Raw genomic sequence first — 15,781 nt, 5'->3', positions numbered from 1 at the left:
ATCCATGAAAAGAAAACTACCCCCACCGGTCCCCACACACTACCTCAAAATTCTAATATATAGGGGGGGATCGATCATACATAAATATAATCAAAATCTATTGTGTGTTTTATTATGGCAGTCATGACAAAGTGTAATTAAGTTATTTTCATCTAAGGCTTTCGTATAATCTCTCTTTATCTCTACAATGTGATGTACTGTAGTAGCTGTTGTCACCCTGTCTTCCTTCAAACAGTTTTGACATAGATAATTATCACGTCTTAATATGTAATCCCTTACTATCTTCCATTGCTGACTCTTATAAAATTTCCTATGCTTGTCATCTCTACGTTTATCATCATAATCTCTTCTCCATCTCCTAACACTTTCAAGTTCTACTACTTTGTGTTCATCACAATATTTCTCTTTTAGTTTTGTTAATTTGTTGCATCCTATCTTATTACAAATCTTTTTCATCTAAAAATTTACTTTCCTTTTCCCTTCAGCTTCTTCTGCTAATTCTATTTCAAATTGTTTGTTCAGCGTTTCTGTCGCTATTAGTATGTAAGTTAGTGCCTTCCTGTAGTCGTCTATAGTATTTTTGAGATTTTCTTTGTGACCAACTCTTGATAGGTATTTCACAGCGTTCCCTTTGCAGTATCCGATAAATTCTTCTCTCGATAATTTGTCAGCCATGAAATCGATTGTTTCAATCTCTCCTAAATAATGCGGAGAATCATAGATTAATTTATCAATTCTTTTTGCTATGTCATTAACTCTATCATTTTTATTGTTAATGATATTTGATTTGATTTCGTTCTCAAAATTTTTTCTTATCATATCCATTTAATATTTCCCCTTTTTTTTGTCCTACTTATTGTACTACCTAATGTACTACCTAATGTACTACCTATTGTCCTACCATATGGTAGTACATTTTTTCTAACTCTAATTCTAGGCAAAATAAAAAGCACTACTTATCATAGTGCTTTCAAATATTTGTCAATCTCTTCTTCACTTAAATTGTATCTCGTAGATAGTTCTCTCTCAATAATACTATCTTCAATTTTAAGTCCTCTTAAACTCTCTATCAATTTTTGAATTCCTCTCTGTAATTCTTCTTCAATACCTTCAGCTTTACCTTCAGCTTTACCTTCAGCTCTACCTTCAGCTTTACCTTTAGCTATTCCTTCCTCAAGTCCTTCTTCAAAACTTTCACGGGTTAACTCTAATAATTTCATGTATTGTGCCCTCCATTCTTCACTTTCCTTTACATTTCTAACCTCAGAATCTATTCTCTTAACAAATTTATTCTCTCTAGCAATATTACTCTCAATATACTCTAAAAATAATTTAACTTCTTCTCTTCTTTCTCTATCATAAGCCTTAGTATTGAAAAATATCTTGCTACTTCCATCTCTTAAATATATTCCCTTATCCTCTACACAAATATTCTCAAATGTGTATCTAGATAATCCTCCTCCAAATGGATCAAATTTACAGATAAATATAACAATGCTATCTTTAAGCTCTCTATATGTCATTCCTTTCTCAATTGCATCTAAATCCATCATCCCTTGATAATATCGACTTCTTTTCTCTAAATCTTTCTTATTTACAACTTGCATCTCAATGTTATAAATTCTTTTCTCATCTTCCACATATACATCAAGTCGTATACTTTTCGAGTCATATCTCATATCAATAACTTTTTGATTATCTATGTACTCTATATCTCCAATCTTTTTATCAAGCAATATCTCCAATGTCTCCCTACATATCTCTTTATCTCTCATTACCTTCGCAAATATAAAATCATTGCTTATCGTTAAACTTTCCCATATTTTTTCTCTATCTATTCCCACATTCATCAACTTCTCTCACCATAAATTCTAAATACATTATACCAAATTTAAAGTATTTCTTATCTCTTTTTTTGTTTTGTTTGTTTAAATTTTGTTCATCTTGTACTACAAGGGGACATTTATTTTTGTACTACTTATTGTACTACCTAATGTACTACCTATTGTCCTACTATATCGTAGGACAAATTTTACTATAGAAATTATTTTTTTAATTTTAAAAATTTTTTCGAGAGGGGAGAGAAATTATTTTTACAAATCTATGAACAAAAACTAAATCAATCTAATCAATATATACCTGCATATTAATAATATAACTATCAATCATATTTATAACTAATAACTAAACTTGACATATTGTAAGATTATGTTAAATTACCTATCACATCTCAAACCTCCATTCTAAAAAGGTTCTCTATCTATCTAATACTTAAATTAAACATGGACTCATTATGTAAAATCAATCACAAAAAAATAAAAAAGACCTTAGTTTTATCCACTAAAATCACCATAATTTTAAATTATTTATTGAATTCTTTATCGTCTCAGAATTTATTCCAATATACCTAAATGTTATATCTGGGTGCGAGTGATTAAATATCTTTTGTAGTATTACAACATCTTTATTTGTTTTATAATGAAAATATCCAAATGTCTTACGCAAACTATGTGGCGATAATCTTAACCCAAACTTATCTCCACAGCTTTTAATTATCTGGAATGCTCTCGCTCTAGTTATAGGATTATCTCCATTATCTCTGTATGATATTATGTATTCTCTGTCGTCTCTATTTTTCACATATCTAACTAACATCATCTTAAGGTTAGGGTTTATATTTAACACCTTTCGTTTCTTAGTCTTTTTTTCAATTAAAATAAATTCACTTCTNAAATAATAGAACACACAAATAAAGCAGGAGCAACTAACCTAATTGAAAATCCAAGACTAAAACTTAAAAATAAATACCTAGAGATTGTCAACAAACTAGCTAAAGAATTAGGACTAACCCCATCATCAAGAGTTAAGTTTACAGTAATAAATGTAAATTCGGAGAAAAGTAATACTCAGAAATTCGGAGAGATTTTTTTTAGATGAGCAAGGATAAAAAAGAGATATCACTAAAAAACAGAGTAATAAGTTATTGCAATAAAATTTGTAACAACAAAATAAACTCGTGTAAAAAACACAAACAAGCATGTTCTAGATTTTTGAGAGATATAAGAGAAGAAAGTAATTATTATTTAGATGACAAAGAACTTGAAAAGATTAATTTATGGGCAAGCTATTTTACATATTCAAAGGGTGTACTTAAGGGGAAAAATATAGAACTTACGGATTTTCAGTTATTTGTTATATCAAATATACTGTGCATAAAAGATAAGATTACAAATTACAGAAAATACAAAAAGGCATATATACAGTTAGGGAGAAAGAATGGTAAAACACAGTTAATATCAATAGTAGTTAGTTATTTCTTATTTGTAGTCAAAGAGCAACAAGAGATTTATATAACAGGTTGGGGATTATCGCAGTCGGATATTTGTTTTAAGGAAGTATCTAGATTAATTAAGACTAATAAGCATTTAGATGGATATTACTATCAAACTAAAGATAAATTAACATACAAAAAGAATGGATCTATTGTTGAACCATTATCACTTGGAGCTATTAGCACAGGAGACGGTAGAGATGTATCTCTTGCAATAATTGACGAGTATCATTGCCACAAAACAGACGAAATACTTAACGTATTGGAAGGCGGAATGGTAGCAAGAACAGAACCACTAACACTTATAATAACTACAGCAGGATTTGACTTATACTCACCTTGCCATAAAGAATACGAGTACTCAGAGATGTTGTTATCTGGGGCGATTGAAAACGAAGAATATTTTGCGTTAATTTGTGAACTTGAGAAAGATGATGATATAAAAGATGAGAAAAACTGGATTAAAGCAAATCCACTACTTGCTACGTATGAAGAGGGTATTAATAATATTAGAACATTTTTAGGAGAAGCACTAGATAAACCTGAGACTATGAGAAACTACTTAACCAAACATATGAATAAGTGGGTGCAAATAGGATCATCTAATAATACATATCTTGATATTGAAAAATGGAGTAAGTGTGGGGAAGAGGTAACACTTAAAGATTTGGAAGGATGTAAAGTATGGATAGGAATAGACTTATCATCAACTATTGACCTAACAAGTATAGGAATAATAGGAGTTAGAGATGATAGGTTTTTTGTGTTTAACCACAATTTTTCACCGTTTGAACATATAGAAGAGAAGATGAAGAAGGAAAAGAAACCATATGATCTATGGGAGAAACAAGGATATATAACATTAACATCAGGATATACAGTAGACTACAGAGTTTTGATTAGATATATACAGCAAGTAGAAAAAGAGTATAACCTAGAAATACAAGAGATATGTTATGATCCTTGGAATGCTAGTATACTTGCAAGGGATTTAAGTGATCTAGGATATAACACAGTTGAAATAAGGCAAGGAATTAGAACACTAGGAGAAGCAACTAAGATATTTAGAGAGAAAATTTATACTCAAGAAGTAATGCATGATAATAATCCAATACTTAACTTTGCAGTTTTAAATGCCATAACTATAAGTGATACTAATGGTAACTTTAAATTAGATAAGAGAAAGGCAAAAGAGAGAATAGATCCACTAGCATCTGTTATTAATGCATTTGTACGTGCAATGTATAGCCAAAATGAAAGAGAATTAATATTTGATATATGGAAGTTTGATTAATTATAAGAAAAAGACAATAAGATTTAATCTTATTGTCTTTTAATTTGAATGGCTTTTAAAATTGTTAGATCCGTTAAGTAGTATATCAGTATTTAAGAAAAATATAAGGAGTTTATAATTGATTAATAAAATATTTAATAAATTAATGAGCACGATAAAAAGAAACAAGAATCGGGTATTAAATTTTAATATAGCAAGGAATTTAACCAATTCTGCTTTTATCAATAGTGGATATAGAGAAAAGTTACTAGAGATACATAGTTTAATTTATGCAGTAGTTGATAGAAAGAGTAAAGCTATAGCACAATTACCGTTAAGATTATACAAAAATGATGTATTAAAAGAAAATAAATGCGTATTTAAACGTAAGAGTGTAGTTAACAATGATATATCTTATATTTTAAATACATCTCCTAATAACAATATGACACCATATATATATTTTGGAGAACTGTTATAGCTCAAAAAGAAATATACGGTAATTCATATGTTTACATTAAGAGGAATAGTATAGGGGAGGTGGTAGAGCTTAATATTTTAGATCCATCAAAGGTAGGAATATATTTAGATAAATTAGGAGAAGTTTATTATAAACCATATAATGATAAAGAGTTATATTTACATAATTTAGATATACTTCATTTTTCGAGTATTTATGTTTCAGGGTATAAGGGAATTAGTTTTTTAGAGTGTTTGAGGAGTCAATTAAACTTTAAAGAAAATGTTATTAAAATAAATTCTGAGCAGATGGAAAAATCAATAAAAGCGGGAGCGACTCTTAAACTGCCTAGCAATTTATCTATTGAGAAGATGAAAGAGTACAAAGAACAATTTGAAAAAAGTTATTCTCAAGGATTTAATGGTCTTGTAGTACTAGATTCTGGTATGGTGTTTGAACAAATAAAGTATGATATTAATGATTTGAAACAATCAGATATAAATAAAATAACGGCAAAAGAGGTAAGTTCGGTTTCTGGACTACCTCTTTTTATGTTAGGAGAAAGTGACAACAGTAAATACATTAACATGGAGCATCAAACCATAGATTTTATACAAAATTGTATAGCTCCAGAAGTAGTACTTATAGAACAGGAATTAAATAGAAAACTTTTAACCGAACAGCAAATAAAGGAAGGGTATTATTTTAAGTTTAATATTAATGCTCTTATGCGTGCTGACATGAGTTCTAGATCTAAATTTTACAAAGAAATGGTGTCAATGGGAGCTATGACACTTAACGAAGTTAGAAGTCTAGAAGACTTGGAAAGCTATGGAGAAATAGGAGAAAGAGCAGTAATATCTCTAAATTACTCGTATTTAGATACTCTTGATAAACATGAGAGGATTAACAATTAAAGGAGGTGATTAAAATGGAAGGAGAAAGACTACCAATAAAACGAAGTTATGAAATTAGTTATAGATCAAAGCGAGAAGAAGATAGAAAGATAATACAAGGATATGCAGTTGTATTTGATACGTGGATAGGTATAGATACATGGAAAGAATGTATACGCAAGGGAGCATTTATACAAAGCCTTAAAGAGAATAATATATTGGCGTTATATAATCATGATTTTAACAATGTTTTAGCTCGTAAAGATGTAAATATGCAACTTGTTGAAGAAGATAAAGGACTCTATTTTGAGATTGAACTACCAGATACAACGCAAGGGAATGATTTGTACGAACTAATTGATAAAGGGATAGTTAATCAGTGTAGTTTTGCTGGATTTGTAACAAAAAGCACATGGACAGAAAAAGAAAATACTGTATTTAGAGAAATTCTTGAAGTTGATTTAATTGAGATAACTATTACACCAATACCAGCGTACGAAGTGACAGAAGCAGAAGTTAAAAGGAGTAAAGAAATTAAGTGTACAAAACAAAATAAGGAAAGTAACTTTGATTTTGAAGAGATTATTAGAGAATCAAAAAGGAAATTAAAAGAAATTAGAGAAAGTGAGAGAAGTTTAAATGAGTAAAAGAACAGTTTATGAGATTAAAAGGGAAATACAAAATTATAATGAGCAATTGCAAAAACTTTATAGTGAGAATGTAGAACTTGCTTTAGCCAATGATTCAGAAGGAATAACAAGAAATAAGAAAGATATTGATACTATTACAACAAGTCTCGGTGTTCTTAAAGCAGAACTTGAAAGAAGAGAAAAAGAGTCTATAAAAGTACAAATAAATAATGATGATCCAATTGTTTGCAGAGGGATTTATTATAAAAGTATAATTTCAGGAAATGAAATGCCAGAGGATGTTAAAAGGAGTTTGTTTGGGTCAGATCTTACTCCAAGTACTGGAGGAGAAAAATTAATCCCTACAACATTAGCTAATGAACTTTTACGAGAACCTCTTAAGGACAATCCTTTAAGAGAAATAATGACAATTACTAATACAAGAGGACTTGAGATACAAAAAGTGTCCTATGAACTAGAAGATAATAACTTTATAAAAGATAATGAAACAGCTAAAGAAATAAAATTAACTGGTGATAAGATTAGTTTTGGAAGATTTAAATTTAAAGTGAAATGTAGGGTGTCTGATACTGTATTATACGGCACTAATGCTGATTTAGTATCTTATATAGAAGGAGCATTAAAAGAAGGGTTAGCAGAGAAAGAAAAAATTTGTATATTTAAAACTACGAATTCAGGTGAGGAACACATGAATATATATTCCTCTCAAAATGCCATTAAAGAGATTGAGGGGGAAGATTTATTTAAAGCAATAAAATTATCATTAGCAAATTTAGAAGATAAATATTATGAAAGAGCTAGTATAGTTATGAAAAGAAGTGATTACACAAATATGATAGATAAGCTATCAAATTTTAACACTAATTTTTATGATAAACAGCCAGAGCAGGTACTAGGAGTTAAGGTTGTTTTCTGTGAACTTGCAGATAAACCAATAATAGGTGATTTTTCTCAATTACATTTAAATTATGATATAGATTCTGTCTTTGATTCTGGAAAAGATATTGAAAAGGGTCAAGAATTATTTGTGTTAACAGCATGGGCAGACATTAGAGTTAAATTAAAGTCAGCATTTAGAATTGCTAAGGTCACACCTAGTTTATTATCTAATGAGAGAAAGAAGAAAGATTAATGGAATTAGAGGAAATTAAATTATATCTTAGAGTTGATTATGATGAAGAGGATGAACTGTTATTAGGGTTACAAAAAGCCTCCGAAGAGTACTTATATAATGCTGGATGTATTAAAAATTATGATAATAATCTCTATAAAATAGCTGTTAAAATGCTTATCTCTCACTGGTATGAAAATAGATGTATTACAGGCAATCTTGGTAATTTGGAGTTTAGTTTAAATTCTATTATTGTACAGTTAAGAGAAGTTAAAACAAAGGATGTAGAAGAAGTAGAGAATGAAGAATAATAATTTAGATATAGGAAAATTAAGGCATAGAATAAAATTAATTGATTTTGTTGAAGAAGAAAACGAACTAGGAGCTTTAGTTAAAGTAGAAAAGGTAATTAAAACTATATGGGCAAGAGTAGAACATAAGCAAGGCAGAGAAACAAACTTAGATGATAAGATTAAAAATGTAGAAACACTATCAATTAAAATAAGGTACTGCAAAGATGTAAACCTAAATATGATTGTAGAATTTAGAGACAAGAAATATTACATAACTAAGATAGAAAACTATAGATTTTTAAACAAAGAAATGAATTTAGAGGTGGTTAACTATAGAAATTGAAGGATTAGATGATTTTATCAACTATATAGACAATATTAAAAGAACATTTCCAAGTAAGGTAAATAAATTTGCTACGAAAGTAGCTAATAGAATTAGGAAAAAAGCAATGGAGAATTCCCCATTTAAAACAGGTAAACTAAAAAGAAGTTGGAAAATTCAGAAGGTAAAAAATAAAAGTGGAACTATAAGTATAGCAGTCAGAAACACAGCACCATACGCACACTTGGTAGAAGATGGACACATAAAGAAGAATAGAAATAAGAAAATTACAGGATTTAAAGCAGGGGAACACATGCTCAAAAATGCTATAAGAGAAGTAGAATCGAATATAGATAATTATTTTGATAAGGAATTTTTCTAATGGTATCGATTAAAGATATACAAAAATCCATTACATTGAAACTAAAAGATTTAGATATAGAAGTTTATGCAAATGATGTTAAAGAAGGGTTTAACACACCATGTTTCTTTGTAAATATAGAAAAGTATGAAAACAGTTTAGAAAACTCAAATATGGTTAAAAAGTATTTAGATATCTACATTAGATATATTAACGAAAATATTTTAGATACAGAAAGACTAGAAGTTACAGAAAAGCTAGATAATTTATTTATCAAGATTCTGGAAGTCAAAGATAGAGTATTTACAATACACAATAAATCATTTTCCAAAGGTGAAAAAGATTATGTAGAATTTAATTTTGGTATAGAATACTATGATTTTCTATGTAGTGAAGAAGAAACAGGAAGCGAATTGTTAAGAGTAGTTGATCTTAAATTTAAATCACTATAAGCATAGTGGTTTTTTATTTTTTTGAGAGGAGATGATTTAGTGGGATTACCACAAATAGAAATAGAATTTAAAACATTATCATCAACAGCAATTAAAAGAAGTGAACGAGGAATAGTAGCAATGATACTGAAAGATGATACAGCTGAAGAATTAAGGTATACATATAGCTCTTTAGATAAAGTAGATGATTCAAAATTTACCGCAGAAAGTTTTGATTATATATCTCAAGCTTTTAAAGAAGATTTAAGTAAATTAATTATTGAAAGAATTACAAATGAAAACACAATAGATAAAGCATTAACTAGACTTTCTACAGAAAATTTTAACTATCTTTGTTATCCAGATGGAGAACAAGAAGATAATGCAAAGATAGCATCATTTATAAAAGAACAACGTAAAAACAACAAGATATTTAAGGCGGTATTACCAAATACTCAATGCGATCATGAAGGTATTATAAATTATGTATCAACTTGCGTTGATGAAAAAGGAAAAACATACCCACCACAAAAATTTACATCAAGGATTGCAGGAATATTAGCATCATTACCATTTACATTATCATCAACATATTACGAACTTAAAGATATAATTGATGTGGAAATTACAGATAATCCCAATGAAATAGTTGACGCTGGTAAATTAATATTGATAAAAGATGACGGTATAGTCAAAATAGCTAGGGGTGTAAATGCTTTAACTACTATAACTAAAGATAAAAATGAATCATTTAAAAAAATTAGAATAGTTGAAATAATTGACATGATTAAAAATGATATATGTAAGACGCTGAAAAATGAATATATAGGTAAAATGTCAAACACATATGATAATAAAATGAACTGTATATCTGTAATCAACTCATATTTGAAATCTTTGGTAGATCAAGAGTTATTAGGGGATGGAGATAATAAAGTAGATCTAAATTTAGAATCCCACAAACAAGTATTAAGAGATAAAGGAGTAAATGAAGAAGAAATTTCAAATATGAGTGATACAGAATTAAGAAAAATAAATACAGGATCAAAGCTATATATAATAGGATCCATTACACCAGTAGACTCGGTCGAAGATATAAATATAATTTTTAGTATTTAAGAGGGAGGTGCGATATGTCTGCAGAAAAGCTAAGAGGAAACCGTATTATATCAGGATCGTGGGGTAGTTTATGGCTAGATGGAGATAGAGTAATAGATATTGTAAAATTCGAAGCTAAACTAAGCACAGAAAGAGAAGATATTACTCTTCCAGGATCTATGGATATTGATTCAAAATTAGTTGCGTTAAAAGGCGAAGGCACTATGACAACTAAAAAGGTCTATTCTAGGGAATGGGATAAATTTGCAAAAAAATGGTTAGAAGGATTAGATCCTAGGTCTAAAATTATTGCTAAGTTATCAGATCCAGACTCTTTTGGTACAGAGAGAGTAATAATTAATAATGTATGGTTTATTGGTGTCGACATAATGAACTTTGAAAGCAAAAAACCAATAGAACAAGAACTTAAGTTTGGATTCACAGCGAGTGATTTACAATTTGTAGAATCTATATTAAATAAAGTATAGGAGATAGAGAAATGAAATACGACAAATTAACTATAGATGAATTGATAAATAGTGCAGGACAATCAGGCAATAACAAAGACGAATATAGAGAAATATACATAAAAAGGTTAAATAGAACTATAACAGTAAAAAAACCAAATAATACCCTTATATTAGATGCAACAGAGGTGTTATCAGAATCAAAACTAGAATCCGATTATCATTTGGTGTACAACTCTGTAATATCACCTAACCTTAAGGATACTGAGTTACATGATGTATATAATGTATCAAAGCCAACAGAGATATTAGATAAAATATTCACATTGGGAGAGATAATATACATAGGCAGGATATTACTTGATATGGCAGGATACAATGAATCAGCAGTAAAGGTAATCGAAGACATAAAAAACTAATTAGATCTAATGATGATGCATATTTTATTCATTATTATCTACAAAAAGGATTTAAGATTGAATACTTACTATCATTAGATTTAAAGACCAAATTATTTATGGTATCAAGTGCAATGTTAGAAATTGATAACAATAAAGAAAGGTACTTAAAATGAAATATTTACACGCTGTAATAACCCTTAAAGACATGGTTACAAGTACTTTAAGCGGTATTAGAAAACAGCAAGATATTTTTAAGCAGGAAACTAAAGGCGTTAAAGATACAATAGATAAATCCTACAAATTAGATAAAAAACAGTTAGAAAGTGCTATAAGTGAGATTAATGATCTAATCAAACAAAATCGAACTGAAATTAAGGAATCTAAACAAACACTAGATGGATGGCAAAAATTAACTACTACATCAGCACAAAATGTTAAAACATTATCCAAAGAAGTACAAGATCTATCATTGCAAAAACAAAAACTAACATCAAAAGTAGAAGAATTTAAAAACACTACAAATACAAATGAACTTAGAAAATACGAGAATCAATTAAACGAAATTAATAAAACACTAAAAGATAAAACTACAACATTGTCAAAGGCAAAATCAGAACATAGGCAATACACAAAAGAACTATCAGCATCCCAAAAAGAAGTATCAAAGCTAGATGTAAGCTTAGTACAATTAAGCAATAAACTCGATACGCTAAATAGGAAATCTAAAAATAGTTTTAACTTACAAGATAAAAGCGATAAAATTAATAGTTTTTACGATAAGTTTAAGAGTGAAAAAGATAAATATTCAGGTTTTGACAAATTAGGCAATACAGTTAAGAATACAGGGAAAAATATGAGTTTAGGAATGTCGTTACCATTAACAGTAGGATTAACAGCATCGTTAAAAACTGGTATGAATTTTGAGTCTGCTATGTCATCAGTTGAAGCAACAATAGGAGATAAGGCTACAGATAAAGATATGGGAATACTGAAACAAAAAGCAATGGAGATGGGGAGAGAAACAACTAAATCAGCGACTGAATCAGCAAATGCTATGGAGTATATGGCATTAGCTGGTTGGGATACACAGCAAATTATAGGAGGAATAGAACCAATACTTAGATTATCCGAAGCTGGGAAAGCAGACCTAGCAACAACATCGGATCTTGTTACAGATAGTATGTCAGCTCTAGGATTACAGGTAGATGAGTTAGGAGGGTTTCTGGACAAAGTAGCTAAAACATCTACATCTTCTAATACATCAATTCTCCAAATGATGGAAGCTTTTATTGTTACTGGAGGTAAATCTAAAAGTTTAGGTGGAGATATAACAGAACTTGCTGGAATTTTAGGGATTATGGCTAATAGAGGATTAAAAGGATCTGAAGCTGGTAGAGGATTGTCTGCAATACTCACAAACTTAACATCACCTACAGGACAAGCACAGAAAGCATTAAGTCAATTAGGATTCTCAGCATTTGATTCACAAGGAAACTTTATTGGACTAGAAAAAACATTTAAAGAATTACAAAAATCACTAGAAGGTATGAATCAGGAACAAAAAGTTACATACCTTAGCATGATAGCAGGTAAAGAACACGGAAAGACAATGGAAGCTATTATGAATGGATTATCAGATGAATATCAGGGACTTGCAGCTGATATTAGTACTGCAAATGGTGCTTTAGAAACTATGGCTAAAACTATGCAGGATAATGCTGAAGGGAATATTGCATCACTAAAATCAAAGTTAGAGCATTTAGGGATAAAAATTTCAGAACATCTAATACCTGCTTTTACCAATATAGTTAAGTTTGCAGGTGACATAATAGATAAATTTGGAAATTTATCACCAAGTACACAAGGTGTAATAGTAACATTAGGATTATTAATGGTGGCAATACCACCTATAGTAACAGCTATAGGAGGATTGATAAGTACAGTATCAACAATTAGTGGAGGATTGGCAGTGCTTAAGACATTGTTAATAGGATCAACAACATCTGTAGGATTATTGTCTAAAGCGTTTGTATTTTTAGCTGCAAATCCAGTTGTAGCAATAATTGGGGCATTAACACTAATAGGTGGGGCACTAGGTACGCTATATAATAGTCATGAGTGGTTCAGGGATTTTGTACATGATTGTTGGCAAGGTATATTAACTTTCGTGGAGGGCATAGTTAATGGTCTTATAGTATCATACAATGGGCTTATTGGATTGATTAACAATATACCAGGAGTTAACATACCCATGGCAGCAGAAGTTACATGGACAGATAGTTCTAAGCAAAAGAAGTTAAATGAATTTAAATCAAGTGGGAATGGATTGCAAGCGTCTAAGGATAGTCCATTACTTACCCCAGGATATAATACACCATTAATTAATGGATCATATAGAGCTGGTCTTGATTATGTACCATATGATGGATTTGTAGCAGAACTACATAGAGGTGAGAGAGTATTAACAGCAGAGGAAAATAAGTTATATAGTGGCTTAAGGATAAGAGATAAATCTAATGACAATGATATTGTTAAGATGCTTAATAACAATAGGTATAGCAATATAACTAATACTAATAATGCAGTAAGTAATAATAGTAGTAGTAACGTAACAGTTAATGTAAGTGTTAATGCTAATGGAGCAAGTAATAATAATATTGATATTAATAATATGGCTGATCAAGTAGCTAATATAATAGTTAATAAAATAAGGGTGGCTAAGATTAATGTTATATGAGATATGGCTCGGAGAATTCAAAATTCCAGTATTACCCAAAGAAATAAAAGCTTACGAAGAAAATGATATATCAAATGTTACAATAGATGGACTAGGAGAAATATCAAAAACTACAAACACAAAATTAAGGACTTTTGAAATAAGTTCTTTTTTTTATGATCCAACAAAACCTAAACCATCATATGCGGTGGAATATACAATAAGTGTATCAAGCTATGAAGATATTAATGCGTATTTTCACAATATACAACGTAATAACAAAGTGGTTGATTTTAAAATATACAATTTTGACATTGATACAAAAGTTCAAATAAATAAATACGAATGGTATACAAATAATGGATCTAGCGATATATACTACAATCTAAGTTTAATAGAATATAAGGAAGTCGGGGCTAAAAAAGTAAATGATATCAAAACTAAAAGAGAAAATGAAATAATACCTAAAAGTGGTAGTACAACATACATCGTTAAATATGGAGATACGCTATACAATATAGCTAAGGCAATATACGGGGATGGTAACAAATACATGGAGATAGCAACTAAAAATAATATAGCTAATCCTAATAGAATCTATGAAGGACAAGTATTATCAATATGATCAAGATATATCATACAAACAGATCAGGTATAAAATTTGATATAAGTGATATAAGAATTAAGATGACTGAAAGTGGGAGTCTTAGTGAGGTTGCTAGGACTCTTAATTTATCTATATATTGTAAAGATTATAGAGATGTTAACTTAGGTGAGATAATAGAGTTTAACGGAGTTGAATATCATATATTTACTAAAAATATTGATAGCGAAGGAGTGCAGATGGAATTAACTTGCTTTGACAAGTTAATTTACTTAAAGAAGAATCAAGCTAGTTATAATTTTAAGAATAAAACTCCTGAAGATATTACTCGAAAGATTTGTGTTGAATTTAATATAAAAGTAAATCATATAGAAAGTACAGGAATTACAATAAATAGAAAGTTTAGAAACATAGATTTATATGGGATTATTCAAACGGCTTACACAATGGCAAGTGAGAAAACTAAAAAGAAATACTATATGACTTATAATAATGGATTAACCATAAAAGAAGCATTTGTAGGAAAAGGGGTAGATTTAAAAGAAGGTCTAAACATTATTAAAGTTTCTCATTCTGAAGATTTGCAGAATATGATAAACGCAGTTATTATTTACAATGAAAATCAAGAAAAGATCCAGGAGATTAAAAATGACTCTTGGATTTCTTTATATGGAAAACTTAGTTTAAGTTTTGAAAAGAATAAAGATGGAGAACAAGAGGATTATAATTCAAAGCTTAAAGACATAGAAAAAACTTTAAATGCTGAATGTATTGGAGATTTGTCTTTGACTACTGGAAAGTGTGTACATATAACAGAAAAGGACACAAATATTAAAGGTTTATTTTATATTAAAGGAGATACTCATAATTTTGAAAATAGCACTCATACAACAAGTCTTGAACTTAGCTTTGAAAAGATAATGGATGAACAAAGTTCAGGAGAAGAAGAATCAAAAGAAAATAAGAAAACACAATCTAAGAAATAAAGAGGTGAATATTATTGAATGCTTATTCGTCTTTGGCAAAGGAAATAAATAGTGATTTTAAGAATACAAGTAATGTTGTAGACATTGGAGAGATTAAAAGTTTAGATCCAATGTCTATTTCTTTAAGTGATATTTTACTTGATGAAGAAGACATTATTTTAACTGATAAAGTACAAAAATTAATTGAACCATTAATACCAGATATAGAATGTAATGTTTCTTGTACAGGGGAATGTAGTTGCAGTTGTGAAGCAAAAATTAAAGAAGATAAATATGAAGAAGATAAGCTTAAAGTAGGAGATAAAGTAGTTTTAAATAGTGTTGAAGATGGACAAAAATTTATAGTGATTGATAGGGTATACGTATGATTTTTCCAAATAT

The 15,781-nt window shown here is 29.3% G+C and carries 21 protein-coding genes; 17 read left to right on the top strand and 4 right to left on the bottom strand.

Translation table 11 applies throughout. The features are described 5' to 3' along the window. Positions 1 to 90: 90 nt before the first annotated feature. From AALI31_RS06295 to AALI31_RS06280, 4 genes are all read right to left on the bottom strand, one after another. Positions 91 to 456 carry an HNH endonuclease gene (locus AALI31_RS06295; RefSeq protein ID WP_489885680.1) on the bottom strand — a complete coding sequence of 122 codons (366 nt, stop codon included), beginning with the start codon at positions 454 to 456 and terminating at the stop codon, positions 91 to 93. Beyond that, positions 457 to 825, bottom strand: coding sequence for a DUF3310 domain-containing protein (locus AALI31_RS06290; RefSeq protein ID WP_489885679.1), 369 nt, complete (start codon positions 823 to 825; stop codon positions 457 to 459). It lies immediately after the preceding gene. 134 nt (positions 826 to 959) lie between these two features. After that, positions 960 to 1,850: an Rpn family recombination-promoting nuclease/putative transposase gene (locus tag AALI31_RS06285; protein WP_489885749.1), complete on the bottom strand. Its 891-nt coding sequence runs from the start codon at positions 1,848 to 1,850 to the stop codon at positions 960 to 962. 496 nt (positions 1,851 to 2,346) lie between these two features. Further along, the gene (locus tag AALI31_RS06280) at positions 2,347 to 2,745 is read right to left on the bottom strand and encodes a tyrosine-type recombinase/integrase (RefSeq protein WP_489885678.1); all 399 of its coding nucleotides are present in this window, start codon (positions 2,743 to 2,745) and stop codon (positions 2,347 to 2,349) included. Between AALI31_RS06280 and AALI31_RS06275 the strand changes: the two genes are divergently transcribed. From AALI31_RS06275 to AALI31_RS06195, 17 genes are all read left to right on the top strand, one after another. Further along, positions 2,734 to 2,937 carry a P27 family phage terminase small subunit gene (locus tag AALI31_RS06275; protein ID WP_489885748.1) on the top strand — a complete coding sequence of 68 codons (204 nt, stop codon included), beginning with the start codon at positions 2,734 to 2,736 and terminating at the stop codon, positions 2,935 to 2,937. The two genes, AALI31_RS06280 and AALI31_RS06275, sit on opposite strands and share 12 nt — an antisense overlap. Next, on the top strand, positions 2,934 to 4,625 hold the full coding sequence (locus tag AALI31_RS06270; protein ID WP_489885677.1) for a terminase large subunit: 1,692 nt from the start codon (positions 2,934 to 2,936) through the stop codon (positions 4,623 to 4,625). Before AALI31_RS06275 ends, AALI31_RS06270 begins: the two co-directional genes overlap by 4 nt. A gap of 118 nt (positions 4,626 to 4,743) precedes the next feature. After that, entirely contained in the window at positions 4,744 to 5,085 is a 342-nt protein-coding gene (locus AALI31_RS06265; RefSeq protein WP_489885676.1) for a hypothetical protein, read from the top strand. Further along, positions 5,058 to 5,981 (top strand): phage portal protein, encoded by a 924-nt coding sequence (locus AALI31_RS06260; protein ID WP_489885747.1) that lies wholly within the window; start codon positions 5,058 to 5,060, stop codon positions 5,979 to 5,981. Before AALI31_RS06265 ends, AALI31_RS06260 begins: the two co-directional genes overlap by 28 nt. Positions 5,982 to 5,995: 14 nt before the next feature. Then, on the top strand, positions 5,996 to 6,607 hold the full coding sequence (locus AALI31_RS06255; protein WP_489885675.1) for an HK97 family phage prohead protease: 612 nt from the start codon (positions 5,996 to 5,998) through the stop codon (positions 6,605 to 6,607). Next, the gene (locus AALI31_RS06250) at positions 6,600 to 7,742 is read left to right on the top strand and encodes a phage major capsid protein (protein WP_489885674.1); all 1,143 of its coding nucleotides are present in this window, start codon (positions 6,600 to 6,602) and stop codon (positions 7,740 to 7,742) included. The genes AALI31_RS06255 and AALI31_RS06250 overlap by 8 nt, the downstream gene beginning before the upstream one ends. Beyond that, positions 7,742 to 8,032, top strand: coding sequence for a head-tail connector protein (locus AALI31_RS06245; protein ID WP_489885673.1), 291 nt, complete (start codon positions 7,742 to 7,744; stop codon positions 8,030 to 8,032). The genes AALI31_RS06250 and AALI31_RS06245 overlap by 1 nt, the downstream gene beginning before the upstream one ends. Continuing rightward, positions 8,022 to 8,357 (top strand): phage head closure protein, encoded by a 336-nt coding sequence (locus tag AALI31_RS06240; protein WP_489885672.1) that lies wholly within the window; start codon positions 8,022 to 8,024, stop codon positions 8,355 to 8,357. The genes AALI31_RS06245 and AALI31_RS06240 overlap by 11 nt, the downstream gene beginning before the upstream one ends. Continuing rightward, positions 8,347 to 8,718, top strand: a complete 372-nt coding sequence (locus AALI31_RS06235; RefSeq protein WP_489885746.1) for an HK97-gp10 family putative phage morphogenesis protein — start codon at positions 8,347 to 8,349, stop codon at positions 8,716 to 8,718. The genes AALI31_RS06240 and AALI31_RS06235 overlap by 11 nt, the downstream gene beginning before the upstream one ends. Next, positions 8,718 to 9,149, top strand: coding sequence for a phage tail terminator family protein (locus AALI31_RS06230; protein ID WP_489885671.1), 432 nt, complete (start codon positions 8,718 to 8,720; stop codon positions 9,147 to 9,149). The genes AALI31_RS06235 and AALI31_RS06230 overlap by 1 nt, the downstream gene beginning before the upstream one ends. Before the next feature lie 39 nt (positions 9,150 to 9,188). Continuing rightward, positions 9,189 to 10,247, top strand: coding sequence for a phage tail sheath C-terminal domain-containing protein (locus AALI31_RS06225; protein ID WP_489885670.1), 1,059 nt, complete (start codon positions 9,189 to 9,191; stop codon positions 10,245 to 10,247). Between the two features lie 14 nt (positions 10,248 to 10,261). Continuing rightward, complete coding sequence (locus AALI31_RS06220) at positions 10,262 to 10,714, top strand: phage tail tube protein (protein ID WP_489885669.1); 453 nt, start codon at positions 10,262 to 10,264, stop codon at positions 10,712 to 10,714. 11 nt (positions 10,715 to 10,725) lie between these two features. Next, complete coding sequence (locus AALI31_RS06215; RefSeq protein ID WP_489885668.1) at positions 10,726 to 11,112, top strand: phage tail assembly chaperone; 387 nt, start codon at positions 10,726 to 10,728, stop codon at positions 11,110 to 11,112. A 151-nt stretch (positions 11,113 to 11,263) separates the two neighbouring features. After that, entirely contained in the window at positions 11,264 to 13,831 is a 2,568-nt protein-coding gene (locus tag AALI31_RS06210) for a phage tail tape measure protein (protein WP_489885667.1), read from the top strand. Next, on the top strand, positions 13,821 to 14,435 hold the full coding sequence (locus AALI31_RS06205) for a LysM peptidoglycan-binding domain-containing protein (protein ID WP_489885666.1): 615 nt from the start codon (positions 13,821 to 13,823) through the stop codon (positions 14,433 to 14,435). Before AALI31_RS06210 ends, AALI31_RS06205 begins: the two co-directional genes overlap by 11 nt. After that, positions 14,432 to 15,400 carry an XkdQ/YqbQ family protein gene (locus tag AALI31_RS06200; RefSeq protein WP_489885665.1) on the top strand — a complete coding sequence of 323 codons (969 nt, stop codon included), beginning with the start codon at positions 14,432 to 14,434 and terminating at the stop codon, positions 15,398 to 15,400. Before AALI31_RS06205 ends, AALI31_RS06200 begins: the two co-directional genes overlap by 4 nt. 14 nt (positions 15,401 to 15,414) lie before the next feature. Next, the gene (locus AALI31_RS06195; protein WP_489885664.1) at positions 15,415 to 15,768 is read left to right on the top strand and encodes a DUF2577 family protein; all 354 of its coding nucleotides are present in this window, start codon (positions 15,415 to 15,417) and stop codon (positions 15,766 to 15,768) included. Positions 15,769 to 15,781: the final 13 nt, after the last annotated feature.

The organism is Anisomitus miae (SeqCode) (assembly GCF_054906395.1).
This window is presented reverse-complemented; position numbering and strand designations above follow the sequence as displayed.

Excerpts from the sequence above, each read along its gene's own strand:
- AALI31_RS06295 (WP_489885680.1), bottom strand. The coding sequence starts at position 456 with ATGAAAAAGATTTGTAATAAGATAGGATGCAACAAATTAACAAAACTA.
- AALI31_RS06290 (WP_489885679.1), bottom strand. The coding sequence starts at position 825 with ATGGATATGATAAGAAAAAATTTTGAGAACGAAATCAAATCAAATATC.
- AALI31_RS06285 (WP_489885749.1), bottom strand. The coding sequence starts at position 1,850 with ATGAATGTGGGAATAGATAGAGAAAAAATATGGGAAAGTTTAACGATA.
- AALI31_RS06270 (WP_489885677.1), top strand. The coding sequence starts at position 2,934 with ATGAGCAAGGATAAAAAAGAGATATCACTAAAAAACAGAGTAATAAGT.
- AALI31_RS06255 (WP_489885675.1), top strand. The coding sequence starts at position 5,996 with ATGGAAGGAGAAAGACTACCAATAAAACGAAGTTATGAAATTAGTTAT.
- AALI31_RS06250 (WP_489885674.1), top strand. The coding sequence starts at position 6,600 with ATGAGTAAAAGAACAGTTTATGAGATTAAAAGGGAAATACAAAATTAT.
- AALI31_RS06245 (WP_489885673.1), top strand. The coding sequence starts at position 7,742 with ATGGAATTAGAGGAAATTAAATTATATCTTAGAGTTGATTATGATGAA.
- AALI31_RS06240 (WP_489885672.1), top strand. The coding sequence starts at position 8,022 with ATGAAGAATAATAATTTAGATATAGGAAAATTAAGGCATAGAATAAAA.
- AALI31_RS06230 (WP_489885671.1), top strand. The coding sequence starts at position 8,718 with ATGGTATCGATTAAAGATATACAAAAATCCATTACATTGAAACTAAAA.
- AALI31_RS06220 (WP_489885669.1), top strand. The coding sequence starts at position 10,262 with ATGTCTGCAGAAAAGCTAAGAGGAAACCGTATTATATCAGGATCGTGG.
- AALI31_RS06215 (WP_489885668.1), top strand. The coding sequence starts at position 10,726 with ATGAAATACGACAAATTAACTATAGATGAATTGATAAATAGTGCAGGA.
- AALI31_RS06210 (WP_489885667.1), top strand. The coding sequence starts at position 11,264 with ATGAAATATTTACACGCTGTAATAACCCTTAAAGACATGGTTACAAGT.
- AALI31_RS06205 (WP_489885666.1), top strand. The coding sequence starts at position 13,821 with ATGTTATATGAGATATGGCTCGGAGAATTCAAAATTCCAGTATTACCC.
- AALI31_RS06200 (WP_489885665.1), top strand. The coding sequence starts at position 14,432 with ATGATCAAGATATATCATACAAACAGATCAGGTATAAAATTTGATATA.